This window comes from Nocardiopsis sp. NPDC101807, assembly GCF_044766605.1.
Classification (GTDB): domain Bacteria; phylum Actinomycetota; class Actinomycetes; order Streptosporangiales; family Streptosporangiaceae; genus Nocardiopsis; species Nocardiopsis tropica.
The window spans coordinates 1,062,042-1,087,898 of record NZ_JBIWMK010000001.1; the positions used below are offsets into that span (position 1 = coordinate 1,062,042).

Genomic DNA, 25,857 nt, shown 5'->3' on the forward strand with positions numbered 1-25,857 from the left:
GGACCGGCAGGGGGCGTGGGGCCGGGTCCGGTCGACGGGCCCGTCCCTGCCGTCGGCCCGGGGCCGGGCGACCGCCGGTCACCGCACCGGGCACGGCGGGCGCCGGCCGGAGGGGGCCTCGTCACGGCGGAGCCCCCCACGGCCGGTCCGCTACCGCTCCGCCCTGAGCTCCTCCAAGACCTCGCCGAACCGGTCCAGACCCCAGTTGAGGTCCTCCTCGCTGATCACGAGGGGCGGCGACATGCGCACCGTGGAACCGTGGGTGTCCTTGACCAGGACGCCGTGCTCGGCGAGGCGCTTGCACAGCTCCTTGCCGGAGGCGAGCCCGGGGTCGACGTCGATGCCCGCCCACAGGCCGATGCTGCGCGCGGACACCACCCCGTTGCCGACGAACTCCTTCAGGCGGCGCTTGAGCACCTCGCCGAGGCGGCGCGCGTCGTCCAGGTAGGGCCCCTCGGTGAGCATGCGGACGACCGCGGACCCCACCGCGCCGGCCATCGGGTTGCCGCCGAACGTGCTCCCGTGCTGGCCCGGCTGGATCACGCCGAGCACGTCCTCGTCGGCGACCATCGCCGACACGGGCAGGATGCCCCCGCCCAGCGCCTTGCCGAACAGGTAGGCGTCGGGGACCACCCCGCTGTGCTCGCAGGCGCGGACGGTGCCGGTGCGGCCGAGACCGGACTGCACCTCGTCCGCGATGAACAGCACCCGGTTGGCGTCGCAGATCTCCCGGACCCGGGGGAGGTAGTCCGCAGGGGGCACGATCACGCCCGCCTCGCCCTGGACCGGCTCGATGAGGACCGCCGCCGTGGTGTCGTCGACGGCCTCCTCGACGGCCGCGGCGTCGCCGTACGGCACCGACCGGAAGCCCGGGGTGTAGGGACCGAAGCCCGTCCTGGCCTCCGGGTCGGACGAGAACGAGATGACCGTGGTGGTGCGGCCGTGGAAGTTGGCCCCCGCCACGACGATGGTCGCCCGGTTCTCCGGGATGCCCTTGACCTCGTAGCCCCACTTGCGGGCCACCTTGATGCCGGTCTCCACCGCCTCGGCGCCGGTGTTCATCGGCAGGACCTTCTCCTTGCCGACCATGTCGGCGAGGGCGCTCACCCAGGGGCCGAACTGGTCGTTGTAGAAGGCGCGGCTGGTGAGCGTGACCCGGTCCAGCTGCCGGTGCGCCGCCGCCAGCAGCTCGGGGTTGTGGTGGCCGAAGTTCATGGCCGAGTATCCGGCCAGGCAGTCCAGGTACTTCCTTCCCTCGACGTCCGTGACCCAGGCGCCGCGGCCCTCGGCGATCACGACGGGGAGGGGTGAGTAGTTGTGCGCGGATCGCGCCTGTGCCAGCGCGATGTGCTCGGCGCTGGAGAATCCCTGTCCGCCGGGGTTTCCGGCAGAGTCCTGCTGGCCCAGGTTCTGGGTGGTGTCCATCTAGCCGCTCCGATCACCATTGACCGATGTCAGACAGTAGATACCCACCGGACGGCCCTGTAGAGCCCTCCGGCGGAGGTCCCCACGAGTTGAGCAGATGATCCGGCGACCCCACAAGGGGTGAGGCGTATCACAGATCTCCGGCGGGGTCCGGAACCCGTCCGGAAAATCCCCTCCGGACCCCCTGAGCGGCCCCCCTTCCATCCGTGGTGACCTGGTACGACACCCTGGGTGACGCGCTCCACAGCCCCGACGGCGATCGGCTCCTCCCCCGAGGGGTACCGTCGCACCAACGAGCCACAGTGCCGCCGCGAGCCCCTCCGCCGTGGACGGCCCGTCGACCGATGGGAGGTCGGGCGTGCCCACCGCAGTGTCCCCGGCGTCCGCCGACGCCCCGTTCTCCCTCGCGGCGCTGCTCGCCGCGGTCACCGACGCCGTCCCCGACCGGACGGCCCTGGTCGCCGGGCCCCGGCGCCTCACGTACCGGGCCCTGCACGACCGCTCCGTCCGCCTCGCCCGCCACCTGGTCGGCGCGGGCGTGGGCCGCGGCGAGCACGTCGCGATCCTGGCCTTCAACCGCGCCGAGTGGGTGGAGTCCTTCCTCGGCGTCCTGCGCGCGGGAGCGGTCCCGGTCAACGTCAACTACCGCTACGTCGCGGGCGAGCTGCGGCACGTCCTGGCCGACTCGCACGCGGTCGCGCTGATCGCGGAGGACTCCCTGGCGTCGACGGTCGAGGCGGTGCTCCCGGACCTGCCCCGGCTCCGCCACGTGGTGCTCGTCGCCGACGGCTCCGTGCGCTCCGCCGAGGGGGTCGGCTACGAGGAGGCGCTGGCCGCCGCGCCGGAGGGCACGGCCCTTCCTCCGACCAGCGGCGAGGACCACTACCTGCTCTACACCGGGGGCACCACCGGCTACCCCAAGGGGGTGCTGTGGCGGCAGGCCGACATCTTCCGCGCCGCCCTGGAGCGGCGCTCCCCCGGGGCGCCCCGGGCCCGGACCCTGGACGACGTGGCCGGGCGCGCCGCCCGGTGCTTCCCCCAGCGCATGCTGGTGCTGGGGCCGCTCATGCACGCCGCCGGGCAGTGGAACGCCCTGAGCATGCTGCTGTGCGGCAAGCAGGTGGTGCTGTCGACCGACCGCAGCTTCCAACCCGACCGGGTGCTGGAGACGGCGCACCGGGAGGGCGTGCACACGGTCCAGCTGGTGGGCGACGCCATGGCCCGCCCGCTGGCCCGGCACCTGCTCACCGAACCCGGCCTGTGCCCGGACCTGACCGCCGTCCGCTCCGGCGGCACACCGCTCACCCCGCAGGTGCGCGGCCTGTGGCGGGCCTGGCGCGAGGACGTCGCCCTGGCCGACTCCTACGGGGGCTCGGAGACGGGCGTGTGCGGTTCGGCGACCGCCGCGGAGGGGAGCGGCGGGCCGGACGGCCCCGGGTCCCTGGAGGGGGCCGCCGACGCCCGCAGCTTCACGATGGGCGGCAGCATCGCGGTGCTGGACCAGGCGCTGCGCCCGCTCCCGCCGGGCTCGCCCGAGGTCGGCCGGATCGCGCGGACCGGCCGGATCCCGCTGGGCTACTACAACGACCCCATCACGACGGCCCGCACCTTCCCCACCGACGCCGACGGACGCCGCTGGGCCCTGTCCGGCGACTTCGGGACGCGGGCCGTGGACGGGTCGATCGTCCTCCTGGGACGCGGGAGCGCCGTCATCAACACCGCCGGGGAGAAGGTGTACCCGGAGGAGGTGGAGGCCGCCCTGAAGGCGCACCCCTCGGTGGAGGACGCGATCGTGGTGCCCGCCTCGGACGAGCGGCTCGGCCAGAGGGTGACGGCCCTGGTCTCCCTCGCCGCGGGGGCCCTCCTGGAGGAGTCCGCCCTGCTGGACCACTGCCGCGTGCGCCTGGCGGGGTTCAAGGTGCCGAGGACCGTCCACTTCGTGGACCGGGTGCGGCGCACGGCCGTCGGCAAGCAGGACTACCGGTGGGCGGCGTCGGTGGCCCGGGACGAGGGCGGGGCCCCGCGCCCGAGCCCGCTGCGGTACTGACGGCCGCGGTCCGCGGAGCCCTCGGCGCGAGGGCCGGGACGGTGTCCGCCCTGTGGAAGACCACACCCTGTCACTGAGACGAAGCACAGTTTTCGGATGCTATCCAGTCACCCTTCCCCAGGGCCGAAAATTACGACATTCCAGGACAAAGGCCACGTAGGGGTTCTGTCAGACCTCGCTGTGACGGCTCAGGGCGGGGTACGGTCGTCCACAACTCTCCCCAGCGCCTGCCCACAGCGGCCTCCGCCCCTTGTACCGTAGAACCCGACGGCCGCACTCTCCGGCCGATTCGGACAGTCTCCTTTTCGCCTCATCCCCCTCCCGTCGCGCATTCGCGTGCACGGGCGAGACACCTAGGACGGAGGAAGGCGCATTTCTCCCGGGTTCCCCGGGCCGCGTCCAACTATCCAGATGGCCCATTCCGCAGGCTCCTACCTCCTCGACGCGGTGCGCGGCGGCGCCGTGGGCGCCTCCGAGGCCCTTCCCGGCATCAGCGGCGGGACCGTCGCCCTCATCGTCGGCCTCTACGACGAGCTCATCGGGGGCGCCGGCCACGTGGTCAGCGGGATCAGGAGGTACGTCGCGGACGTCCCCCGGGGGCGCGGCGGGGAGCGCGCGCGGGAGCGGTTCCGGCAGGTGGACTGGGGCGTTCTGGTTCCCGCGCTGGTCGGCATGGCCGTGTTCCTGGTCCTGGCCGCCCTCCTCCTGGCCCCGCTCGTCGACGCCTACACCCAGTACGCCTACGCGCTGTTCTTCGGGCTCGTCCTGGCGTGCCTGTGGATCCCCTACTCCGGGGCCGGCCGCCCCTGGAGGGCCGGGCACTACGCCGTGGCGCTGGTGTTCGCCGTAGCGGCGTTCGTGCTCACCGGGCTGCCGGGCGCCAACCTGCCGACCCACCCGGCGGTCGTCTTCCTCGCCGCCGCGGTGGCCGTCTGCGCGCTCGTCCTGCCGGGGTTGTCCGGCTCCTTCATCCTGCTCACCCTCGGGCTCTACGAGCCGACGATCAGCGCGGTCGGCGACCTGGACATCGCCTACCTGGCGGTCTTCGCCCTGGGCATGCTCACCGGCCTGTCCCTGTTCGTGAAGTTGCTCCAGCACCTCCTGGAGAACTTTCACCACATGACCCTCGTTGTACTCACCGGCCTCATGGCCGGTTCGCTGCGCGCCCTGTGGCCGTGGCAGACCGAGTCCCGCGAGGTCGTCACCCCCACCGACGTCCCCGTGACAGTCGTCTTCATCGTCGCCGGCTTCGTGATCGTGACCGCCGCCATCGTCTGGGAGCGCCGCAAGCGCTCGCGGGCCGAGGCCGCCCACGTCCCGACCGGCGTCTGACCGGAAAGAACGGAAAGCCACTTCTCATGACAGCGAATCTGTGGACGGCGTCGAACCTGGCGATGGAAGGCGAGGTCGTCCACGAGTACGAGGGCTTCATCGGCTGGGTTCTGAGCCTGATGACGACCCTGGGCGAGCCCGGCGTCGGCGTGGCCCTGTTCATCGAGACCTTCTTCCCCCCGATGCCGAGCGAGGCGGTCCTGCCCGGTGCGGGCTTCCTGGCCTACGACGGGCACATGAACGTCTGGCTCGCCATCCTGTGGGCCACGATCGGCTGCCTGGTCGGCGCCTGGGGCTTCTACGCGATCGGCGCCCTGCTGGGCCGGGACCGCACCAAGTGGCTGGTGGAGAAGACCCCCCTGCTGGAGGTCGAGGACTTCTACAAGGCCGAGCGCTTCTTCGCCCGCTTCGGCGGCCTCGCCGTGCTCCTGGGCCGGTGCGTGCCACTGGTGCGCAGCTTCATCTCGGTCCCCGCGGGCATCGAGCGGATGCCCATCCTCAAGTTCTCCGTGTACACCGTGATCGGCTCCGCCGTCTGGAACTCGATCTGGATCGGCCTCGGCTACGCCTTCGGCCCGGCCATCAAGCCGATCCTGGTGCAGTGGAGCGGCCTCATCAGCAACATCGTGCTCGTCATCATCGCCCTGCTGTTCCTGTGGTTCGTCATCGCCCGCGTCCGCAAGCTGCTCAAGGCCCGGTCCGCGGACAACGCACCCACCCTCTGAACGGCGCCGGCAGCCGTACGGGCCCCTCGGGCCCGCACGCCCGGAACACATACGCCGACCCCCTCGGGTCGGCCGCACACTGAGCGGGGCCGCCCACGCGGCGGCCCCGACGGCGCGGGGTGCCGGTGGGTCCACCGGCTGAGAGCACACCCGTCGAACCTGCCCTAGTTCGTACTAGCGAAGGAACGCCCATGAGCGCGTACAACATCGTGTCCATCGCCGGCAGCGACCCCAGCGGGGGCGCCGGGATCCAGGCGGACCTCAAGGCCTTCTCCGCACACGGGGCCTTCGGCATGACCGTGGTCGCGGCCCTCACCGCCCAGTCCACGCGCGGCGTCACCGGGGTCCACCCGATCCCCGCCGAATTCGTCGCCCACCAGATGGACACCCTCTTCTCCGACGCCACGGTGCACGCGGTCAAGGTCGGCATGCTCGGCACGGCCGAGGTCACCGAGGCCGTCGCCGAGGCGATCGGGCGCCACGGACTGCCCCGCGTGGTGGTGGACCCGGTGATGGTGGCCAAGAGCGGCGACCGGCTGCTGGAACCCTCCGCCGTCGACGCGCTGCGCACCCGGCTGCTGCCCCGGGCGGACCTGGTCACGCCGAACCTCCCCGAGGCGGCCGACCTGCTGGACGAGCCGGAGGCGGCCGACCTGGCGGCGATGCACGACCAGGCCCTCCGCCTGCTGGAGTTCGGTCCGCGCGGGGTCCTGCTCAAGGGAGGCCACCTGGCCGGCGAGGACTGCGTCGACATCCTGGTGACCCGGGACTCCGCCCCGGTCGAGTTCCGCTCGCCGAGGGTCCGCACCCGCAACACGCACGGCACGGGGTGCACCCTGTCCTCCTCGATCGCGGCCCTGCTCCCGCAGCGGCCGGACACGGCCTCCGCCGTGGGCGACGCCAAGGCCTACCTGACCGAGGCGCTCCGGCGGGCGGACGAGATCGACGCCGGAGGCGGACAGGGGCCCGTGCACCACTTTCACGCCTGGTGGAAGTAGGGCCCGCCGACCGGGGAGGGCGCGGCCGGCGCCCTCCCCGGTGAGGCCCGGCCCCGGCGGTGCGGCCCGTCCGCGAGGGCCGCGGCCGGGGCGCGGTGGGCCGCCGGCCGTACCGCTACCCCCGTACGGGCTCCATGACCGCGTCCGGGTCCCGCCAGTCCGGGTGGGCGAAGAACTTCCTCGTCTCCGCGACGACCACCGGGGACAGCAGGAGCAGCCCGATCAGGTTGGGCAGGGCCATGAGCCCGTTGGCGATGTCGCTGAACAGCCACACCGCGTCGATCTGCGCCGTGGCGCCGACGTAGACGAACGCGATGAACAGCAGCCGGTAGGGCACGACGAGCGCGCGCCCCGCCAGGTACACGACGCACCTCTCGCCGTAGTAGGCCCAGCCGAGGATGGTGGTGTAGGCGAAGACCACCACCGCGCAGGTGACGAACACGGGGCCCAGGCCCGCCAGGTCCGGGCTGATCCGGCCGAGGCCGACCTCCATCGCGGAGGTGGTGAGCAGGATGCCCTTGTCGCCGCCCTCCACTCCTGCGGCGCCGGTGTCCTGCCACACCCCGGTCGTGATGATCATCATCGCGGTCAGGGTCAGCATGATCACGGTGTCGACGAAGGTCTGCGTCATCGCGACGAGGGCCTGGCGGACCGGCTGGTCGGTCCTGGCCGCGGCGGCGGCGATGGCGCCGGTGCCCATGCCCGACTCGTTCGAGAAGATGCCGCGGGAGACGCCCTGGCGGATGACGTGCATCAGTGTGGCGCCCGCGAACCCGCCCACCGCGGAGGTGCCGGTGAAGGCGTCGCCGAGGACCAGCGCGAAGGCGGGGCCGATCCGGTCGTGGTGCACCGCCAGGACCAGAAGGTTCATGAGGACGAAGCCGATGATCATGAACGGGACCACGGCGGAGGCGACCCGGCCGATCCCCCTGATGCCGCCGAGGACGACCACGGCGGTCAGCAGCATCAGGACCGCGCCGACGATCGGCCGGTCGACGCCGGTGGCGTCGTTGACCGCCTCGGCCACGGCGTTGGCCTGGGTGCCGTTGCCGATGCCGAAGGCGGCCACCGCCCCGAAGACGGCGAACGAGCAGCCGAGGAGGACGCCGAGGCCCCCGGGAAGGCCCCGGCGCAGGTAGTACATCGGGCCGCCGGCCTGCTCGCCCCTCTCGTCCGTGACCCTGTACTTCACCCCGAGCAGGGCCTCGCTGTACTTGGTGGCCATGCCGAGGACGCCGGTGACCCACATCCAGAAGAGGGCGCCCGGCCCGCCGAGCCCGATGGCCAGCCCCACCCCGGCGATGTTGCCGACGCCGGTCGTCGCGGCCAGGGCGGTGTTGAGGGCCTGGAAGTGCGAGATGTCGCCCCTGACGCCCTCGCCGACCTCCTCCCGCCGGACGAGGGCGAGCCACAGGGCGTGGGCGAGCCGTGTGAACTGGAGCGCCCGGAGCCGGATCGTCAGGTAGACCCCGGTGACCAGCAGCAACGGGAGGAGGACGAGCGGACCCCAGATGATGCCGCTCAGTACTCCGGCCATGTCGAGCAGCAGGTCCACGGGGGTCTCCGTCTCGGTGCGCGCGTCGGCCCGGCGCCACCGGCACGGCGAGGCGGGGTCCGGCGGTCCGGAGGGACGTGCCGACGCTAGTGGACACCGGGCGGTGACGCAGGGAAATCACGGCAACACGCGGCGAAGCCTTGCCCGCCGCGCCCCGTGCCCGCCGCACCGCGGCCGGGGGCGCCCGCCCGCCGGACGCCCCGGTCACCGCGGGGCCCCTGGGGGAGGGCAGCGGTCAGGAGTCGTCCTTCTTGTGGGAGAGGGCGAGCCTGCTCAGCACCTCCGCGGCCCGGGCCGGGTCGGCGCCCCGGCCGACGGCGACGCCGAGCAGGTAGGTGGTGAGCGGGGCGGCGGGGCGGGCCACGGAGTGGGCGGCGTCCCTGGCGAGGTCGAGGACGCGGTCGACGTCCTCCTTGCCCAGGGGCTCCGTACCGGTCAGCTCCAGTTCACGGTGGACGGCTTCCGCCCATTCGACGAGGGTCACCGGGCGACTCCTAGGAGAGGGATGGCGGTCACGTCAGGCGATCATAGCCATCCGGGCGTCACCGGGCGGCCACAGGCGCGCGCGGGCGGGTCACCGTCCGATCGCCCGGCCCACGCCTGCGCTTCGGAAGGGGTTCCCCCCGTGCCGGACCGCGGTTCATCCGGCGGTCCTAGTGTCGGCACCAGCCTTCCCCCGGCGTTGGGAGCCCCCGCATGCCACCGACCGAGCCCTCTCAGCCGCTTCGCGTGGCGATCGTGACGGAGTCCTTTCTCCCGCAGGTCAACGGGGTGACCAACTCCGTCTGCCGGGTCGCCGAACTGCTCGCCTCGCGCGGGCACCGGGCCCTCGTCCTGGCCCCCGGCCCCGGGCCGTCCTCCTACGCGGGCTTCCCCGTGGTCCGCATGCCCTCGCTCCCCCTGCCCTTCTACCGGGACTTCCCCGTGGGCCTCCCCGCCCGGCGCACGATGACCGCGGCCGTCCGCGCCTTCGCCCCCGACGTGCTGCACCTGGCCTCGCCCGCCCTGCTCGGATCGGCGGCGGTGGAGACCGCCCGCCGCTGGGCCCTCCCGACGGTGGCGGTGTTCCAGACGGACCTCCCCGGCTTCGCGGCGCGCTACGGCCTGCCCGGCGGCGACGGCGTCTGGTCCCTGCTGAAGCGCACGCACTCCGCCGTCGACCGCACGCTCGTCCCCTCCTCTGCCGCCATGGAGGCGCTGGCCGGACGCGGGTTCCCCCGGCTGGACCTGTGGCAGCGCGGTGTCGACGCCCGCCGGTTCTCCCCCGCCCACCGCGACGACGGCCTGCGCCGCAGGCTCGCGCCGAACGGCGAGACCGTCGTGGGCTACGTGGGGAGGCTGGCCCGGGACAAGCGGGTCGACCTGCTCGCCCACGTGGCCCGCCTGCGCAACATCAGGCTGGTCGTGGTCGGGGACGGTCCCGAGCGCTCCCGCCTGCGCCGCCGCCTGCCCGACGCCGTCTTCACCGGGCAGCGCACGGGCTCCGAGCTGTCCCGGCTGTACGCGTCGATGGACGTGTTCGTCCACACGGGGGCCGACGAGACGTTCTGCCAGGCCGTCCAGGAGGCGCTGGCCTCGGGGGTGCCGGTGGTCGCCCCCGCCGCGGGCGGGCCGCTGGACCTGGTCGTCCCCGAGCACAACGGGCTCCTGTTCGCGCCGGACTCGGTCCGCGAGCTGCGCGTGGCGGTCGGGCGCCTGGCCCACAACGGGGCCGTGCGGGAGAGGATGGCCGGACGGGCCCGCGCCTCGGTGGCGCACCGCAGCTGGGAGGCGGTCGGCGACCAGCTCATCGGCCACTACCGGGCGGTGATCACGCCCAGCCGCGAACTGGCGGCGCGGGGGACCGACGCCGCGCGGTCCGCCTGAGCGGCTCCGGTCGGCGGGGACCGGAGCGGTCCGGCGCCGGACAGGGCTCCGGCCTCCCCCGGAAGGAGCGTCCGGGGGAGGCCGGAAGAGTGTGCGCCCGCCCCGCCCCCTTCCACGGGACGGGCGCCGGGATGGTCTAGCCGACGGTCTGGGCGGTGGCCCGGGCCCTCGTGACGACGGCGCTGGGAGCGGCGTCGAGCAGCATGGCGAGGACCTCGTCGAGCCTGTCCAGGTGGGCGCGGATCCAGGGCAGGGCCAGCGGGTCCGTGGCGGCGAGCGCGGTGTAGCGGCGCTCCTCGGACTCCCCGTAGAGGAGGCTGGTGGCGACCCTCATGCGCAGGGCGCCGGGCCCCTCGCCGAATTCGAGGGCGGGCAGGACGCCCATGCCGAAGCGGTCCAGGAGCAGTCCGGTCAGCGCCGGGCCGGTGGTCACGCCGTGCAGGGCGGCCAGTCTTTCGCGGACCGGCTCGAAGTCGGGGTAGAGGTAGAACGCGGCGCGCGGGGCGGCGACGGTCGCGCCGGCGCGCTCGAAGGCCCCGGTGACCGCGCGGGCCACGATGCCGTGCAGGCGGCGGCTGCGGTCGATGTGGTCGACGAGTTCGGCCGGCTCGGTGAAGGCGTGGGAGGCCGCCTCCTGGACGGGGGCGGCGGGACTGGACCAGATCTCGCTGGCCACGCCCAGCAGCCCGCCGCGCAGCCGGTGGCCGGCCTCGGAGTCGGGAAGGCGCAGCACGCCGATCCGCCACCCTCCCAGGGCGAGGTTCTTGCTCAGGCCGGTGGAGATGACGGTGCGCTCGGGCGCGTACTCGGCGGGGCTGTGGATCTGGACGGGGTCCTCGCCCGGGCCCGCCGGATGGACCAGGTCGCGGTAGATCTCGTCGGAGATGATCAGCAGGTCGAGCTCGCGCGCCACCTCGGAGAGCCTGCGGACGGTGTCGGCGTCGGCCACGGTCCCGGTGGGGTTGTCCGGCAGGGTGACGATGACGGCGTTGACCGTCCGCCCCTCCTCGCGGGCGGCGGTGACCGCGGCGTGCAGGAGGTCGGGCTGCGGCACCCCGCCCTGGCCGGTGGCCGTGGGGACCAGGATCGGCCGCTGGCCGACCAGGCGGCTCTGCGCGGCGTAGCTGACCCAGCTGGGCGCGGCGATCGCGGTGTCGCCGCCGATCTCCAGCAGGAGGCTGTACAGGAGCGGCTTGCTGCCGGGGCCGGCGATGACCAGGCCGGGGTCGGTGGGCAGTCCGCGGCGTTCCCAGTAGCCCGCCGCGGCCTCCCGCAGGGCCGCCGACCCGGCGACGGGGCCGTAGGCGTTGGCGCCGTTGCCCGCGGAGAGCTGGTCGCGCATGACCGGGTGGACCGGGAGCCCGGCCTCGCCGAAGCCGAGCGGCAGCACGCGCACCCCCTGGCGCCGCTTCTCGGCGAGGGCTTCGTTGACGGCAAGGGTGGCGGACACAGTGACGGTCATGGACGACTCATCTCCGGCTCATCGTTCGGCGCTCGACCGCGCCTCGGTGCGACGGTCTGTCACGCCTCACCATGCCCCGCTTCAGCCATCAGTACAAGCGAGTCTTTTCGATGCTGAGCGTAAGATCTCCTTATGCTAGATCTCCGTCGCCTGCACGTCCTCCGCGAGTTCAGCGTCCGGGGCACCATCGCGGCCACTGCGAACGCCCTCGGCTACACGCCTTCCGCGGTCTCCCAGCAACTGGCCAGACTCGAACGGGAGACGGGCGTCGCGCTCCTGGACCGCTCCCCCAAGGGCGCCGAGCTGACCGACGCCGGACGGCTGCTCGTGACCCAGGCGGAGGAGATCCTGGCCCTGGTGGAGGCGACCGAGTCGGTGCTCGCCGAGCAGGCGGACGTGGCCCTGGGCATGGTGACCGTCACGGCGTTCCCGACCGCCGCCGTGGCGTTCGCCCCCCTGCTCGCCCCGCCGCTGCGGCGGCACGAGGGGATGCAGCTCGTCCTCCGGCAGACACTGCTGTCGACCGGGCCCCAGAAGGTGCGGTCGCGGGAGGTGGACATCGCCCTGGTCGACGACTGGTCGGGGCAGCACCCCGGCCGGGGGCCCGACGGCGGACTGCGCCACATCCACCTGCTGCGCGACCCGCTGGTGCTGGCCGTGCCGGAGGACCACAGGCTGGCGGACCCGGCCGAGCCGGCGGCGCTGGACCGCCTGCTCGGCGAGTCGTGGATCGTGGCGCCGCAGACCGAGCGATCGCGCTACGGAACGGACCGGCTCCTGGCCGAGGTGGGCGGGCTTCCCGCCACCACCTGGGAGTTCGAGGGCCTGGGGACCATCCTGAGCCTGGTGTCCCGGGGCATCGGGATCGCCGCCGTCCCGGCCCTGGCGATGGTGGGCGCCCCCGCGAAACTGGTCTGCCGGAGGCTCCCCGCGTCGGCGCCGGAGCGGCACGTGTACGCGGTGGTGCGCCCCGCCGCGCTGCGCAGGCCCGCGGTGCAGGTGACGCTGGCGGCGCTGCGCGAGGCCGCCCGGCAGGTCGAGCGGGAGCTCGCGGAGCTCGTGGACCTGTAGTCCGCTCGCCGGGCCCGCGTCAGTCGGCGCCGGGCCGCCCGTGGAGCGTCCCCCGCACGGGGGCGCACTCGTCCCCCACGGGCGCCCCTTCCGGGTTCCGGCTCCGGGAGGGGGCCGGGGAGGCGCGCAGGAACACGCCGGGGCCGATCACGCCCGTCCGCTCGCACGGCCGCTCCGCGCGGCCGTGGACCCGGATGCCCCGCGCGACGCACGGTCCGGGGCGCGCCGGGCCGCCCACGACCGGTCCGTCGCCGAGGTCGCGGAGCTTCCGGGTCCGGGTGACGGGCGCGTGAGCGGTCGGGGGCGGAGGCGGTCGGTCCCGGCTCCGGTGGACGACACGGCTCCTCGGCGGGGCCGTCGCGCGGGCGGGACGGGGCCGGGACCGGGAGACAGGCCGCGGCGGACAGGGGCCCGGAGCGCGCGACAACGGCGTGTGGCCCGGCCCTCCTGGGCCGGACCACACGTCGGTCGGGTCGCGTCCGGTCGCCCCCGGGGGCTCCGCCGCCTCGCACCGGTTCACTCGCCGCCGTCCCTGCCGCGGCTCCTGTCGATCCTGCGCCGCAGTCTGCGACAGACGTGGAGTGCACGGTCCCGGTCGTCCCGGGCGTTCCACCATCGCGCGTAGGCTTCCAGTCTGCGTTGTCTCAGCGCCTCCAGTTCGGCCTCCATCCGGGTCACCCTGTGCTCCAGGTCGATCCGCTCGCGCTCGAACGACGACATGTCGCGCTCATGGGACCCCGCCTCCCTCTCGGCGTCGGCGAGCCGAGCGGCGAGGCCCTCGGCGGCGTGCCCGCCGCGGGCGGTCCGGCTGCGGCCGGCCTGTCCACTGATGCCTTGGAACCACACAGTGTCTGGTGTTTCCCGAAGGGCCCCAACATCACCGTTCGCCACGCAAAGAATACGGAAAGTGGCAAAAGGTTCAAAGCTCCCTTTCTGGACATACAGCCCAATTGACCTACACCGCGACCGGGCGCGCGGAGAACTCCCGCTCCGCCCTCAGCGGCACGGGGGTGGCCCCCTGGAGGCGCACGTAGACCGACTCGAAGCGCTCCAGCGACCGGTGGTGGTCGTGCCGCAGGGCGATCTCGCGGCTGGCCGCGCCCAGGGAGCGGCGGGTCCGCTCGCTCCCGAGGACCGAGAGCAGCCGGTCCGCCAGGCTCGCCGGGTCGCCCGGCGGGAAGAGGAACCCGTTGCGCCCCACCTCCACCAGGTGCGGCAGCGCCATCGCGTCGGCGGCGACCACCGGCAGGCCGGTGGACATCGCCTCCAGCGTGGCGATGCTCTGGAGCTCGGCGACGCCCGCTATCGCGAACGCGTCACCCGCCGCGTAGACCAGCGGAAGGTCCTCGTCGGGGACGAACCCCAGGAAGAACACCCGGTCCGCCACCCCCAGCTCCGCCGCCAGGGCCCGCAGCTCCTGCTCGCGCGCACCGATCCCCGCCAGCGCCAGTTGGGCGTCCCTCTCCGGGAGGATCCGCGCCAGCGCCCGGATCGTGTCGTCGATCCTCTTCTCCGCGTCGAGCCGTCCCACGAACACGACCGTGTCCCGGTCCGGGAGGCCGAACCTGGCCCTCGCCGCCGACCGGTCGCGCGGCCGGGGGTGGAAGCGCTCCAGGTCGATCCCGCACGAGACGGCCTCGACCTCCCGGGCGAACCCCTTCTCCCGGAGGAGCCCGGCCGCGCGGGGCGTCGGCGTCGTCACGTGGTCGGCCTCGCCCGCCACCCGGACCATGTCCTTCCACGCCAGCGCCCCCACCGCCGACTGCATCGGCCGGGGCACCCGGGCGTGCGCGTACAGGTTGTCCGGCATGAAGTGGTTGGTCAGGACCACCGGGATGCCCTCGGCCCGGGCGCGGTTCATCGCCGACCGGCTGAGGGTGAAGTGGCTCTGCGCGTGCACGACGTCCGGGTCGAAGCGCCGCAGGAGCCTCGCGATGTGCCCTCCCATGCCCAGGGGGACCGCGGCCCGCATGCTGGGCTGGAAGGGCAGGCGCGCGGAGCGCAGCCGGTGCTCGGTGACCGCCCCGTCGACCGTCACATAGGGGTCGCCCACCTCGGAGGGGCACACCACGTGGACCCGGTGCCCGCGACCCGCGAGCCCCTCGGCGAGGCGGTGGGCGAAGTACCCGGCTCCGTTGACGTCGGGCGGGTACGTGTCGGTGGCGATCAGGACACGCAGCGGGCGGGTGGGCTCGGCCATGGTGGGTCTCCTTCGTTCAACGTGTACGGGTACGGACCGTCGTCCCCGGGCGCCTGCGCCCGCCCGGGGCCTCGGGGTTGCGGTGGCGCGCCTGCGCCAGCGCGATGGTGCCCGCGATCGCCAGCACGCTGAAGGCCAGCGCTCCGATCTGGGCTCCGGGGGTCTCCGGCGCGCCCTCCCCCAGGAGGACGGCGCCGATCGCCACGCCGACGACCGGGTCGGTGATCAGGAGGGTCGCGTAGGCGGCGGAGAAGTGCCCCGTGCGGTAGGCGTTCTGCATCAGCAGGGCGCCGAAGACCGCCGTGGCCACGGCGAGCAGGGTCAGCCAGCTGACGAGCCGGGTCCAGTCGTCGACCGCGTTCGCGGTGACCACCCGGGCCAGGCCGGAGGTGGTCCCCAGGGCCGCGCCGCCCGCGAGGGCGAGGAGCAGGGCCCTGGTGCCGCTGTTCATCCAGTGCGCGGTCAGGTAGACGAGGAGGCCCGCGCCGATCGCGGTTCCGGCGAGCACGAGGGCCGTGGAGGTCGGCAGGACGGGGATTTCGGAACCGTGCGGGAAGAGGAGGAGGACCCCGGTGAGGCCCACCATCACCGCGACCCCGGCGAGGACCTGGGACTTCCCGACCCTCTGGCGGTTGAACACCGCCGACAGGACGATCGCGAACAGCAGGCCGATCACGCCCAGCGGCTGGATGACGGTCAGCGGCGCCCCGCTGAGGGCGATGAGGTGGAGGCTCGACCCGAGGACCGCGGCGGCGCTGCCGATCAGCCAGCGGGGCTGGCGGAGCAGGTGCAGCAGGAACCCGGCGCGGGCGACCTGCCGGCCGGGGGCCCGGACGGCGTCGCGCTCCTGGAGGGCCGAGCCGAGCGCGAGGCTGAACGCCCCCGCGACGGCGATGAGGACGGGCCAGAACATCACTGCCACCACCCGCCGCGCTCAACGGGTGTCCCCCGCCTCTCCGTCATCGCCGCATCCCCTGACGCTCGGTCCCGTCCCGGCTCGTGGAACGCCGGGCATGACCAGAACAGTACGAACGGGAGGGGTGTCCTGGCGATAAAGCCAACCCCCGTCCGTCGGTAGTGCCCACCCCACTGCGCGACGGGGCCGTGCACGTGCCGTGCCTCTCCTGCGACGGTTTTCGGCGCCTTCGTACCGTCCCGCCTGTTTCTACGTCTCCCGCAAAACACGGAGTGTTAAGAGCCATGCAGGGTCAAGACTGGGTATGGGGCAGGCCCGAACCGCCCTCTCCGGAGGACCGATTGACGCCAGGGGTGTGTTCGGGTGGGGCCCCGTGGCACTATGTCCGTGATTGGTCTAGACCGGATAGGAGCAGTTCGCCGTGCCCGACGCCCCAGCCTCATCCCCGACCCCCCTCCCCGTGATCCCCCGCCCCTCCCGGACGGAGTCCGGTGGGCCGGGGGGCCTCACCCTCACCGCCGCGACCAGGGTCTCCGCCGACGCCGAAGCCCGGGGCACGCTCACGTGGCTCCAACGTGAACTCGGCGCGGCCACCGGGCTCCCCCTCGCCACCGGCGACGAGGCCAGTGCGCAGATCCGCCTCAGCGTCGACGCCCGGGCCGGCCTGGGAAGGGAGGGCTACCGGCTGATCGTGGACGACGAGGGCGCCATCATCGTCGGCAACGACCCCGCCGGGGTGTTCTACGGGGCGCAGACCCTGCGCCAGCTCCTTCCGCCCGACGCCTTCCGCAGCGCCCCCCTGGACGGGGCCGTGTGGACCCTGCCCGCCATGAGCGTCACCGACGCCCCGCGCTTCCGGTGGCGCGGCGCGATGCTGGACATCGCCCGCCACTTCTCCCCCAAGCGGGAGATCCTGCGGTTCATCGACCTCCTGGCGATGCACAAGCTCAACGTCCTGCACCTGCACCTGACCGACGACCAGGGCTGGCGGATCGAGATCCGCCGCTACCCGCGGCTCACCGAGGTCGGCTCCTGGCGGACCGAGAGCCAGCTGGGCGCCGGCAAGCCCCCCGAGTTCGACGGCCGCCCCCACGGCGGCTTCCTGACCCAGGACGACATCCGCGAGATCGTCGCCTACGCGGACGCCCGCCACGTCGCGGTCGTCCCCGAGATCGACGTGCCCGGCCACTCCCAGGCGGCCATCCACGCCTACCCGGAGCTGGGGGAGAGCGGCCTGATCCCGGTCGGGACCCAGTGGGGCGTCTTCGACGAGGTCCTCGCGGTGACCGACAACGTGCTGGAGTTCTACAAGAACGTCTTCGACGAACTCCTCGAACTGTTCCCGAGCACCTACATCCACGTGGGCGGCGACGAGTGCCCCAAGACCCAGTGGAAGAACAGCGCGTCCGCGCAGAAGCGGATCAGGGACGAGGGGCTGGCCGACGAGGACGAGTTGCAGAGCTGGTTCATCCGCCAGTTGGACGACCACCTGACGGCGCGCGGACGGCGGCTGCTCGGCTGGGACGAGATCCTGGAGGGCGGGCTGGCTCCGGGCGCGACCGTGATGTCGTGGCGGGGCGAGGAGGGCGGCATCGCCGCCGCCCGCGCCGGGCACGACGTGATCATGAGCCCCACCGCCACCTCCTACCTCGACTACAAGCAGTCCGAGTCCGAGGACGAGCCGATCCGGGTGGGGACGCTGCTGCGGACCGAGGACGTCTACACCGCCGGGACGGTCCCCCCCGGCCTCACCGAGGAGGAGGCCGCCCACGTGCTCGGTGCGCAGGTGAACGTGTGGGTGGAGCACATCGACACGCCGCGCAAGCTCGACTACATGGTGTTCCCCCGGCTGTCGGCCTTCGCCGAGAAGGTGTGGTCGGCGGGCGAGCGCGACTACGCCGAGTTCGAGCCCCGGCTGAAGCGGCACCTGGAGCGGCTGGACGCGGTCGGGGTGGAGTACCGGCCACTGGACGGGCCGCGGCCCTGGCACACCCGTCCCGGGGTCCGCGGCTGGGGCGAGTAGCTCCCCGCGGGGCCGGCCGCCGACGTCGCGCGCGGTTCACGCGGCGGTCGGCGGCCGGGCGCCGGTCAGAAGTAGGTGGCGACCGCGTCCACGACGGTGTCGGCGTCGTCCACCACCGGGATGACGTGCCAGCGGTCGAACGCGGTGCACGGGTGCGAGATGCCGAACGAGAGCAGGTCCCCGGGGCGGACCCCCAGCTCCGGCGGGACGCGCAGGTAGGCGTGGTGGTCGTTGAGGTCAGTGATCTCGACGCCCTCCGCCGCCTGCGCGCTCCCGTCCGCGCGGCGCAGCAGGCGCGGGACGGGGAACCCCTGGTCGTAGTTGGCCTCCCGGCGCCCCAGGGCGGCGATCGCCAGCCCCCTCTCCGGCGTCGAGGTCACCTGGGCCCACAGCTCCAGGGCGCCCGCGAGGGCCCCGGGCCCCTCGGGGAGGCGGTTGTAGGGGGTCGTCCTCCTGTACAGGCCGTCGTCGTGGGCGACGTAGGCCCCGCTGCGGAGGACGGGGATGTACTCGGTCCGGCCGCCCATCTCCTCCGCGACCAGGTCGAACCACGCGCTGCCGCCCACCGAGACGATCGGCTGGTCGACCCCGAGCGCGTCCGTGAGGGCGGCGGCGTCGCCGGAGAGGTCCCGGAGGAACCCCCGGACCGCGTCCGCGTCGCCCAGCGGTCCCTCGTAGCCCGCGACCCCCGCCAGTGCCAGCCCCGGCGCCTCCTCGACGGCGCGCGCGACGGCGAGGACCTCCTCGCGGGTGCGGCAGCCGGTCCGGCCGCCCGGGACCCCGCGTTCCACCAGGATCCTCAGGGGACGCCCGTCCTCCCGGCCGGCGGCGGCGCGGGCGGCCGCCGCGACCCCCTCGGCCGAGTCGGCGTAGAACAGGAACTCGAAACCGGGATCGGCGGCGGCCTCGTCCGCCGCCCAGCGCAGGACCTTCTCGTCGAACAGCTGGTTGGCGAGCAGGATGCGCCGGACCCCGAACCGCCGGAGGTCCAGGACCTGGTTGGCGGTGGCGGCGGTGACGCCCCACGCGCCCGCGTCCAGCTGGCGCTGGATGAGGGCGGGCGCCATGGAGGTCTTGCCGTGCGGTGCGAACAGCAGCCCGCTCCGGCGGGTGAAGTCGGCGAGCGCGGTGATGTTGCGGTCCAGCGCGGAGGCCCTCAGAACCATCAGCGGCCAGGTGAAGGGGCCGGTGAACAGGTTGTCGCGGCGGGCCGCGAACTCCTCCAGGGTGATGGGCCCACCCGTCCACCACAGCCCCTTGGTCCGCCAGTCGACGTGTTCCTGGGGGATGGTCAGCCGGTCGCTCACGTCGCCTCCTGCTCCAGTGCCGCGGGGGGGGGGGGGGGGGGGGGGGGGGGGGGGGGCCGGCGCCGGCGGGGGGGGGGGGGGGGGGCGGGGCCCGCCCCGCGGCCGCGGGGCCCGCCCCCCCGACCGCGCCGCCCCCCCCCCCCCCCGCGTGGGCCCCCCGCCCAGGTTTGGGGGGGGGAGGCCCCCGCCCCCCACCCCCCCCCCCCCGCCCCCCGCCCCCCCCCCGGGGGCCCCCCGGGGGGCCCCCCCCCGGCGCGCGGGTTCGGTGTGGTCCGGACCGATCATGCCACTGGCGGCGGCGCGGCCACCAGGGTCAGTAGCGGACCACTGCCGGCGCCGGTGTGGCGGCCCTGTCGATGGCGTCGCGCCCTCCGTTGAAGTCGGCGATCGCCCGCTGCCCCGTGTCGGGGAAGTCGGTGATGAAGCCGTCGACGCCCAGACCGAGGACGTGGTCCATGCGCTGTCTGTCGTTGATGGTGTAGGGCATGATCTCCAGGCCCGCGTCCTGGACCCGCTCGACGTAGGCGGCGTCGATGGTGGTGTGGTTGGGGTTGATCATGTGTGCCCATGTGAACTCGCCGATGCGCGCCTCGGGCACCCGCCCCAGGAGCGCGTGCGGGACGGACGGCAGCAGGGACTTGGACCGGCGGACCGAGTCCCAGTCGAAGCTCTGCACGATGAGCTTGCGGGGTTTCCAGGCCGGGTTGTGCTCCAGCCAGGTCCGGCGCCCGGCCAGCTCCTCGGCGACCGCCCGCTCGATGCCGGGGTAGAGCGCCGGTTCCTTGACTTCCAGGAAGAGGTTGAGGTCCAGCCGCTCCAGCCGGTCGAGCGCCTCGTCGAAGGTCGGGATCCTCTCCCCGGTGAAGGAGGGCGCGAACCACGAACCCGCGTCGAGCCTCTTGATCTCCCTCAGGGTGAAGTCGCCGACGAGGTAGGGGCTCCGGTCCGGGAAGACCGACTCGACATCGGTGGTCCGGGCCAGCGTGGTGTCGTGCAGGAGCACGATGTGGTTGTCCGCCGTGCGCTGGATGTCGATCTCGACCGTCTCCGCCCCCAGCTCGTCGGCCGCGTCGAGTGCGGCGAGCGTGTTCTCCGGGGCGTGGCCGGCGGCTCCCCTGTGGGAGACGGCGATCAGAGGACGTGTGGGGGATGCGTGCTGGACCTCGACGACGCTCCGGCTGCCCGCCCCCGCGGGGTCGAGGGCCGGTGCTGCGGGCGAGGCGCTGGCACTGACTGCAACGAAGAGTGAAACGGCTCCGACGACGATCCCGATGCGGTGCACCGGACCTCCCAGGTGAGCGTGAACAGGCCGACTGCTTCCTCAGGGTGAGCGCGCATGGTGACGGGGCGGTGACCGTGTGCAGAGCATCCGGTGATCCGCGGCCCATCATCTGGTGGTGAAGTGGCACCCAACACCACGCCTCACCCAGTGCATCCCTTTGATTACTTCATGTGTCAGTTTTGACCACAGGGTCCCCCAATAACTACCCAGAGTCCTGAGATCATCACCTTCAGTAGTCGATTGGAAGGAACACTCATGCGCAAGCACCACACGGGGTGGGTCGCGCTGTTCGGCGCCGCCGCCATCGCGACGTCGGGACTGGTCGGCGTCCCCGCCGCGTCCGCGGACGAACGGGACGGAGGGGCCTTGAGCTGGCCGCTGGTCAGACAGGGGACGTCCTCGTACAGCCTCGACGGCTTCGAGATCGGCTACCTGCCGCCGGGGCTGGAGCGGTACGGGCTCCACGCGTCCTCCACCACCGACCGGCAGGGCGTCCGCCAGTCGCAGATCTCCTGGGTCCAGGGGCCCGACCAGCTGTACGGTCGGGTCTCGGTGATCCGCTCGGAGCGGGTGCAGGAGCTCGACGACCTCCGCGAGAGCCGCTACACCCACCTGGCCGACAAGGGCCTGGAGCGGCTCACGGCGGGCGCGGGCCTCGAGCGCGAGGCCTACCTGTCGGAGTCCACGGGCGACGTGTTCTGGTTGGAGCGGCCGGGCGTCGCCGTCACCGCGCACCTCCAGCCGGAGCGGTGGGACCGCGGCGAACTGCTCGAGATGGCCGGGTCCGTGACCGAGGAGTCCGGTTCGCCGGAGGCCCCGGCGGCGGAGGCGCCCGAGGCTCCCGCCGAGGAGGCGGCGCAGGAGGCGCCGGCGGAGGAGACTCCGGCGGAAGGGGCGCCCGCGGAGGAGGCTCCGCAGGAGGCTCCAGCGGAGGAGGCCCCCGCCGAGGAGGCTCCGCAGGAGGCTCCAGCGGAGGAGGCCCCCGCGGAGGAGGCCCCCGCGGAGGAGGCCCCCGCCGAACAGGTTCCCGCCGAGGAGGCCGCGCAGCAGGTCGAACCCGCGGCAGGGGAACCCGCCGGGAAGGAGCCCGCGACGGGACCCGAGGGCGCCGGGGAGGCGGGGACCCCCGCCGAGGAGGTTCCGGCGGACGGCGCGGTGGAGGCCGCACCGGTCGGGAACCCCGGCGCCCCGCAGGAGTCCGGGGCCGCGGAGACTCCGGGTGAGGGGGCCCAGGAGTCGGCCCAGGAGCCCGCCGGGAGCCCGGCGCAGACCCCGGACGAGACCCCGGCGCAGACGCCCGCCGACACCCCCGTGGCGACCGAACTGCCCGAGGGCGCCGAGGCACGCCGGGTCGAGGAGTGCGTCCTCGACCGGTTCGTGGACTTCGGGTCCGGCGCGACCGAACCGGTCGGCGCCCGGCTGCCCCTGGCCGAAGGGGAGTTCGTGGAACAGGCCCTGACCAAGGAACAGCTCACGGCGGAGGACCGCGACCGGCTGCTCGCCACCGTCTGGAACCACGGCGAGGAGAGCGCCAAGACCGGTGCCGTCGACCACTGCGCCGGTGAGCTCCGCCTGGAGCCCGCCCAGGTGGAGGGCGTGATCGGCGCGGTCGTGGAGAGGGTCGGCGGCCTCGTCCAGGGGCCCGCCCAGGAGTCGGCCCCGGCCGTGGAGCAGGCGGCGGACGGGAGCGGCGCCCAGGAGGGCGCCGCCGCGGACACCGGCGCCGCACCCGTCGACCCCGTCGACGCCCGGGAGTGGGAGGAGATGTGGGCCTCGCTGCCCTGGAAGTTCGAGGCCGGGAACGCCTGACCCCGGCCGTCCCGGGGCGGCCCGGACCGGCCGGAGGACCGGCCGGGACCGCCCCGGGGTGAGCGGGGCCCGGGCGGGGCGGAGCGGTCGGGGCCCGGCGCCGGAAGGGTGCCGGGCAGCACGGTGCGGACGCCCCCTGGGGACCCCCTACGTCAAGTCAACCCGGGGCCGGTGCGATGCACCAGCCCCGGGTTCCTTCTGTGGACGGGACGGGGAGGAGGACCGCGGACCGGTGGACGATCCCCCGCGACCCCTTCGGGCGGGAACATCCCATGATGTACCGTCACCTCGACGTCGGCGGCCGGGCGACCACGGCCGACCGCCCCGTCACCCCCCGTCCGGGGCTCCCCGGCCCAGGACACCGATGGCGACCGCCGTCCCCCACCCCCGAGGAAGGGCCCGCTCAGATGCCCGGTTTCACCACACGTCCCCAGCTCCGCGGCGATTTCGGCATGGTCGCCTCCACCCACTGGCTGGCCAGCGCCACCGGCATGTCCGTGCTCGAACGCGGGGGCAACGCCTTCGACGCCGTCGTCGCCGCGGGTTTCACCCTCCAGGTCGTCGAGCCCCACCTCAACGGCCCCGGCGGCGAGGTCCCCGTCGTCTTCCAGGCGGCGGGCGCGGCCCCCCGCGTGCTGTGCGGACAGGGCGTGGCGCCGGCCGCGGCGACCATCGGGGCCTACGGGGGCATGGACCGCATCCCGGGCAGCGGCGTGCTCGCCGCCACCGTGCCCGGCGCCTTCGACGCCTGGATGCTGCTCCTGCGCGACCACGGCACGATGACCGTCCGCGACGTCCTCGACCACGCCATCGGGCTGGCCGAGCGCGGCTACCCCGTCCTGGACCGGATCGCCGCGGCCGTCACCGCCCTGCGCCCCGTCTTCTCCCGGCACTGGGCGGGTTCGGCCGCCGTCTACCTCCCCCACGGAACGGCGCCCGCGCCCGGCTCCCGGCTGCGCAACCCCGCACTGGCGGCCACCTACCGCCGGATCGTCGCCGAGGCCGAGGGAGCCGGCGGCGACCGGGAGGAGCAGATCGAGGCGGCGCGCCGGGCCTGGTCGCAGGGCTTCGTCGCCGGGGCGGTCGGCGACTTCCTGGCCTCCCCCGTCCCGAGCGGCACGGGCGAGCCCCAGCGCGCCCTGCTCACCGCCCAGGACATGGCCGACTGGAGCGCGTCCTACGAGGAGCCGGTCGGCGTCGCCTACGGGACCCACACCGTGCACAAGACCGGCCCGTGGGGCCAGGGCCCCACCATGCTCCAGCAGTTCCGGCTGGCGGAGGCCCTGGGCACCGGCCACGACGTCCGCGACGGTATCAGCGCCGACTTCGTCCACCGGGTGGCCGAGGCGGCCAAGCTCGCCTTCGCCGACCGCGAGGCCTGGTACGGCGACCCGGACTTCACCGACGTCCCCCTCAAGGAGCTGCTCGGCCCCGACTACACCGCCGGGCGCGCCGCCCTGGTCGACGACGCCCGCGCCAGCATGGAGCAGCGGCCCGGCCGCATCGGCGCCCGCTCCCCGTTCGAGCCTCCCCTGTACGTGCCCGGCCGGACCCCCGGCGACCGCACGACCGGGGAGCCGACGGTGCGCGACGCGGCCGTCTCCAACCCCGCGGACCTGCGCGGCGACACCTGCCACGTGGACGTCGTGGACTCCTTCGGCAACATGGTCTCGGCCACCCCCAGCGGCGGCTGGCTCAGCAGCTCCCCCGTCATCCCCGACCTCGGCTTCCCGCTCGGCAGCAGGGCCCAGATGTTCTGGCTCGACCCCGACTCCCCCAACGCCCTGGCCCCGCGCAAGCGCCCCCGCACCACCCTCTCCCCGACCCTGGTCACCCGGGAGGACGGGCAGGCCGTCCTGGCGATCGGCACGCCGGGCGGCGACCAGCAGGACCAGTGGACGTTCACCGCGCTGCTGCGCATCCTCAACGGGGTGGACGACCTCCAGGAGGCGCTGGACACCCCCATGTTCCACACCAACGCCTTCCCGAGCTCGTTCCACCCGCGCGAGACGGTCCCGGGGGACCTGGTCGTGGAGCCCGGCGTCGGCGAGGACACGATCGCGGAACTGATGGCACGCGGGCACCGGGTGCAGGTCGCACAGCCGTGGTCGCTGGGGCGGCTGGCGGCCGTGGCCCGCGACCCCGACACCGGCGAGCTGCGCGCGGCCGCCGACGCCCGCGCGTCGCAGGGGTACGCGGCGGGCCGCTGACGCGGAGGGGCACGGGGCGGCGGCCCCCGGGACGGCGTCGGCCGCGATGTGGTCCGGGTGCGGATTGAGAGCGCTTGCCTGCCTTGATCTGGCCTCTTGCCAAATCGTCCGGTCACTGCTTATGTAGACCTGTGCAGCGGATCCCCGGGAACGCCCGGAGTGCCCTCCGCAGCAACTCGGAACCATTGAATACGGGGTTCGCGCGCTGTCTCCCCCTCCCTCAGCGACGGCCCTGTTCCCCCTCCTGACCGAGGCCTGCCTTCCCCTCCCGGCTGGGTTTTTCGGACAAGGAGAAAAGAGTGGGCCGTGGTGCCACCGACGCGGTGGCGCCACGGCCCACTCCTGCTTTTCCCGGTGCGCCGCATTTCCCTCGCACCCGAGGGATTTCCCCGCCCGGTCCGATACCGGACGGGGAAATCCCGGGAATCACGCGTTGACGCGCACCGCGCCGGCGTAGTTCCGGGTCCGCACCGGCGTGACGCGCACGTCGAGGCCGGTCCGCGGGGCCTCCAGCATCATGCCCTCGCCGAGGTAGATGGCGACGTGCGAGATGTAGTCCGGAGCCGTGGGGTCGGACCGCCAGAACAGCAGGTCGCCGCGCTGAAGGTCCTCGTACTCCACGCGCTCGCCGGCGTTCCACTGGTCGTGGGTCACCCGGGGGATGCTCACCCCCGCCTCGCGGAACGCCCACTGGAGCAGCCCCGAGCAGTCGAACCCGACGTCGGGCGTGGTGCCGCCCCAGACGTAGGGGACGCCGAGCTGGGTCTCGGCGTTCGCGATGACCTGCTCGATCACCGTGGAGGGCACGGCGTCGCCGTCGACGAGGGGCTCGGGCGCGTCCGCGACGAGCTGGAGCGAGGCGTCCTCCCCGAGGACCTCCTCCAGGGCGTCGTGCAGGTCCCACAGGTCGGCGTCGGGCGCCGAGACCACCAGGGCGTTGCCCTCGGGCATGCCGAGTTCGGCCGCGCGCTCCCGCGACACGAGCGCGTCGATGCCGGCGATGCCGGAGGTGGCGTGCGTCCACACCTCCACGGGGATCTCGCCCCGCCCGCCCGCGACGGTGACCTCGCTGCCGACCTCGAGTTCGCGCTCGGTGCCGACCTCCCTGGACAGCGCTATGCGGCCCTCGGCCACGCCCTGCCAGATCTCGTCGGACTCGGCGGAGGGCTCGGGCGCGTGGTTGCGGAAGCTGGAGGGGGAGACGCCGAGGACCGAGGTGGGCTCGCCGTCGATCTCGACGCGGGCCGCGTCGACCGCCAGGGCGGCCTCCACGCCCTCGACGGCGCGCACGGCGGCGACGGCCTCGCGTGGCAGTTCGCGCGGGGAGACGGCGAAGTACTCCACGCTGCGCGCCTCGCGGAAGGGGGCCACGTAGGCGTCGCGTTCGAGGTCGGCGACGTCGGCGACGTCGGGGGGCCGGGGGTCGGACCCCTGGTCCTGTCGGGGATCGGTGCCGCTGGGGGCGTTGAGGGAGAGTTGCTCGCTGACGGGGGGACGGTCCTCGACCACCGGGTCCGCCCAGGCAGGGCTGGCTCCGAGGGCGGTGAAGGCGACCGCGAACGCGACCGTGGTACCCGTACACGTTCTGAAACGGCTCCGCACGGGGAGATCTCACCTTTCTGTGAGCCA

Annotated in this window: 19 protein-coding genes and 1 riboswitch; of the genes, 9 read left to right on the forward strand and 10 right to left on the reverse strand. The window is 73.9% G+C overall.

All coding sequences use genetic code 11. The features are described 5' to 3' along the window. Window positions 1-150 precede the first annotated feature (150 nt). Window positions 151-1,425 carry an ornithine--oxo-acid transaminase gene (rocD, locus tag ACIRPH_RS04560; RefSeq protein ID WP_402909086.1) on the reverse strand — a complete coding sequence of 425 codons (1,275 nt, stop codon included), beginning with the start codon at window positions 1,423-1,425 and terminating at the stop codon, window positions 151-153. 358 nt (window positions 1,426-1,783) lie between these two features. Between rocD and ACIRPH_RS04565 the strand changes: the two genes are divergently transcribed. The 4 genes from ACIRPH_RS04565 (at window position 1,784) to thiD (ending at window position 6,527) form a co-directional block, all read left to right on the forward strand. Next, a complete protein-coding gene (locus ACIRPH_RS04565; RefSeq protein WP_402909089.1) occupies window positions 1,784-3,472 on the forward strand; it encodes an acyl-CoA synthetase in 1,689 nt (562 codons plus the stop codon). Window positions 3,473-3,883: 411 nt separating this feature from the next. Continuing rightward, the gene (locus ACIRPH_RS04570; RefSeq protein WP_402909092.1) at window positions 3,884-4,804 is read left to right on the forward strand and encodes a DUF368 domain-containing protein; all 921 of its coding nucleotides are present in this window, start codon (window positions 3,884-3,886) and stop codon (window positions 4,802-4,804) included. A 26-nt stretch (window positions 4,805-4,830) separates the two neighbouring features. Further along, window positions 4,831-5,529 (forward strand): DedA family protein, encoded by a 699-nt coding sequence (locus tag ACIRPH_RS04575; RefSeq protein WP_402909095.1) that lies wholly within the window; start codon window positions 4,831-4,833, stop codon window positions 5,527-5,529. A gap of 105 nt (window positions 5,530-5,634) precedes the next feature. Beyond that, a riboswitch (TPP riboswitch) is annotated at window positions 5,635-5,732 on the forward strand. Beyond that, on the forward strand, window positions 5,721-6,527 hold the full coding sequence (thiD, locus tag ACIRPH_RS04580) for a bifunctional hydroxymethylpyrimidine kinase/phosphomethylpyrimidine kinase (protein WP_402909098.1): 807 nt from the start codon (window positions 5,721-5,723) through the stop codon (window positions 6,525-6,527). Its footprint overlaps the riboswitch before it by 12 nt. Before the next feature lie 115 nt (window positions 6,528-6,642). Here thiD and ACIRPH_RS04585 read toward each other — a convergent pair whose 3' ends face one another. After that, complete coding sequence (locus ACIRPH_RS04585; RefSeq protein WP_402909100.1) at window positions 6,643-8,082, reverse strand: alanine/glycine:cation symporter family protein; 1,440 nt, start codon at window positions 8,080-8,082, stop codon at window positions 6,643-6,645. A gap of 235 nt (window positions 8,083-8,317) precedes the next feature. Beyond that, window positions 8,318-8,566: a DUF6457 domain-containing protein gene (locus ACIRPH_RS04590; RefSeq protein WP_402909103.1), complete on the reverse strand. Its 249-nt coding sequence runs from the start codon at window positions 8,564-8,566 to the stop codon at window positions 8,318-8,320. Between the two features lie 245 nt (window positions 8,567-8,811). Between ACIRPH_RS04590 and ACIRPH_RS04595 the strand changes: the two genes are divergently transcribed. Next, window positions 8,812-9,948, forward strand: a complete 1,137-nt coding sequence (locus ACIRPH_RS04595; RefSeq protein ID WP_402909106.1) for a glycosyltransferase family 4 protein — start codon at window positions 8,812-8,814, stop codon at window positions 9,946-9,948. A gap of 136 nt (window positions 9,949-10,084) precedes the next feature. On the opposite strand, the gene ACIRPH_RS04600 is transcribed toward ACIRPH_RS04595, so the two are convergent. Continuing rightward, window positions 10,085-11,410: a pyridoxal phosphate-dependent aminotransferase gene (locus ACIRPH_RS04600; RefSeq protein ID WP_402909109.1), complete on the reverse strand. Its 1,326-nt coding sequence runs from the start codon at window positions 11,408-11,410 to the stop codon at window positions 10,085-10,087. 132 nt (window positions 11,411-11,542) lie between these two features. Here ACIRPH_RS04600 and ACIRPH_RS04605 point away from each other — a divergent pair, with 132 nt between their 5' ends. Next, entirely contained in the window at window positions 11,543-12,481 is a 939-nt protein-coding gene (locus ACIRPH_RS04605; protein ID WP_402909112.1) for a LysR family transcriptional regulator, read from the forward strand. A gap of 516 nt (window positions 12,482-12,997) precedes the next feature. Here the strand turns inward: ACIRPH_RS04605 and ACIRPH_RS04610 are convergent. The 3 genes from ACIRPH_RS04610 to ACIRPH_RS04620 form a co-directional block, all read right to left on the reverse strand. Continuing rightward, window positions 12,998-13,327: a hypothetical protein gene (locus ACIRPH_RS04610; RefSeq protein WP_402909114.1), complete on the reverse strand. Its 330-nt coding sequence runs from the start codon at window positions 13,325-13,327 to the stop codon at window positions 12,998-13,000. A 109-nt stretch (window positions 13,328-13,436) separates the two neighbouring features. Then, the gene (locus ACIRPH_RS04615; protein ID WP_402909116.1) at window positions 13,437-14,681 is read right to left on the reverse strand and encodes a glycosyltransferase; all 1,245 of its coding nucleotides are present in this window, start codon (window positions 14,679-14,681) and stop codon (window positions 13,437-13,439) included. Between the two features lie 16 nt (window positions 14,682-14,697). Beyond that, on the reverse strand, window positions 14,698-15,594 hold the full coding sequence (locus ACIRPH_RS04620; RefSeq protein ID WP_402909119.1) for a DMT family transporter: 897 nt from the start codon (window positions 15,592-15,594) through the stop codon (window positions 14,698-14,700). A 463-nt stretch (window positions 15,595-16,057) separates the two neighbouring features. Here ACIRPH_RS04620 and ACIRPH_RS04625 point away from each other — a divergent pair, with 463 nt between their 5' ends. Beyond that, the gene (locus ACIRPH_RS04625; protein ID WP_402909539.1) at window positions 16,058-17,620 is read left to right on the forward strand and encodes a beta-N-acetylhexosaminidase; all 1,563 of its coding nucleotides are present in this window, start codon (window positions 16,058-16,060) and stop codon (window positions 17,618-17,620) included. A 65-nt stretch (window positions 17,621-17,685) separates the two neighbouring features. On the opposite strand, the gene ACIRPH_RS04630 is transcribed toward ACIRPH_RS04625, so the two are convergent. Both ACIRPH_RS04630 and ACIRPH_RS04635 read right to left on the reverse strand, forming a co-directional pair. Beyond that, the gene (locus tag ACIRPH_RS04630; RefSeq protein WP_402909122.1) at window positions 17,686-18,927 is read right to left on the reverse strand and encodes an alanine racemase; all 1,242 of its coding nucleotides are present in this window, start codon (window positions 18,925-18,927) and stop codon (window positions 17,686-17,688) included. Window positions 18,928-19,240: 313 nt separating this feature from the next. Continuing rightward, on the reverse strand, window positions 19,241-20,209 hold the full coding sequence (locus ACIRPH_RS04635; protein ID WP_402909125.1) for a glycerophosphodiester phosphodiesterase: 969 nt from the start codon (window positions 20,207-20,209) through the stop codon (window positions 19,241-19,243). Window positions 20,210-20,464: 255 nt separating this feature from the next. Between ACIRPH_RS04635 and ACIRPH_RS04640 the strand changes: the two genes are divergently transcribed. Both ACIRPH_RS04640 and ACIRPH_RS04645 read left to right on the forward strand, forming a co-directional pair. Further along, window positions 20,465-22,018: a hypothetical protein gene (locus tag ACIRPH_RS04640; RefSeq protein WP_402909128.1), complete on the forward strand. Its 1,554-nt coding sequence runs from the start codon at window positions 20,465-20,467 to the stop codon at window positions 22,016-22,018. Between the two features lie 407 nt (window positions 22,019-22,425). Further along, window positions 22,426-24,228 carry a gamma-glutamyltransferase family protein gene (locus ACIRPH_RS04645; RefSeq protein WP_402909130.1) on the forward strand — a complete coding sequence of 601 codons (1,803 nt, stop codon included), beginning with the start codon at window positions 22,426-22,428 and terminating at the stop codon, window positions 24,226-24,228. A gap of 426 nt (window positions 24,229-24,654) precedes the next feature. On the opposite strand, the gene ACIRPH_RS04650 is transcribed toward ACIRPH_RS04645, so the two are convergent. Then, complete coding sequence (locus ACIRPH_RS04650; RefSeq protein ID WP_402909133.1) at window positions 24,655-25,830, reverse strand: C40 family peptidase; 1,176 nt, start codon at window positions 25,828-25,830, stop codon at window positions 24,655-24,657. Between the last annotated feature and the right edge of the window lie 27 nt (window positions 25,831-25,857).

What these genes read in the sequence shown, in the direction of transcription:
- rocD (WP_402909086.1), bottom strand. Translation starts at nt 1,425, where the DNA reads ATGGACACCACCCAGAACCTGGGCCAGCAGGACTCTGCCGGAAACCCC.
- ACIRPH_RS04570 (WP_402909092.1), top strand. Translation starts at nt 3,884, where the DNA reads ATGGCCCATTCCGCAGGCTCCTACCTCCTCGACGCGGTGCGCGGCGGC.
- ACIRPH_RS04575 (WP_402909095.1), top strand. Translation starts at nt 4,831, where the DNA reads ATGACAGCGAATCTGTGGACGGCGTCGAACCTGGCGATGGAAGGCGAG.
- thiD (WP_402909098.1), top strand. Translation starts at nt 5,721, where the DNA reads ATGAGCGCGTACAACATCGTGTCCATCGCCGGCAGCGACCCCAGCGGG.
- ACIRPH_RS04600 (WP_402909109.1), bottom strand. Translation starts at nt 11,410, where the DNA reads ATGACCGTCACTGTGTCCGCCACCCTTGCCGTCAACGAAGCCCTCGCC.
- ACIRPH_RS04605 (WP_402909112.1), top strand. Translation starts at nt 11,543, where the DNA reads ATGCTAGATCTCCGTCGCCTGCACGTCCTCCGCGAGTTCAGCGTCCGG.
- ACIRPH_RS04615 (WP_402909116.1), bottom strand. Translation starts at nt 14,681, where the DNA reads ATGGCCGAGCCCACCCGCCCGCTGCGTGTCCTGATCGCCACCGACACG.
- ACIRPH_RS04620 (WP_402909119.1), bottom strand. Translation starts at nt 15,594, where the DNA reads ATGTTCTGGCCCGTCCTCATCGCCGTCGCGGGGGCGTTCAGCCTCGCG.
- ACIRPH_RS04640 (WP_402909128.1), top strand. Translation starts at nt 20,465, where the DNA reads ATGCGCAAGCACCACACGGGGTGGGTCGCGCTGTTCGGCGCCGCCGCC.
- ACIRPH_RS04645 (WP_402909130.1), top strand. Translation starts at nt 22,426, where the DNA reads ATGCCCGGTTTCACCACACGTCCCCAGCTCCGCGGCGATTTCGGCATG.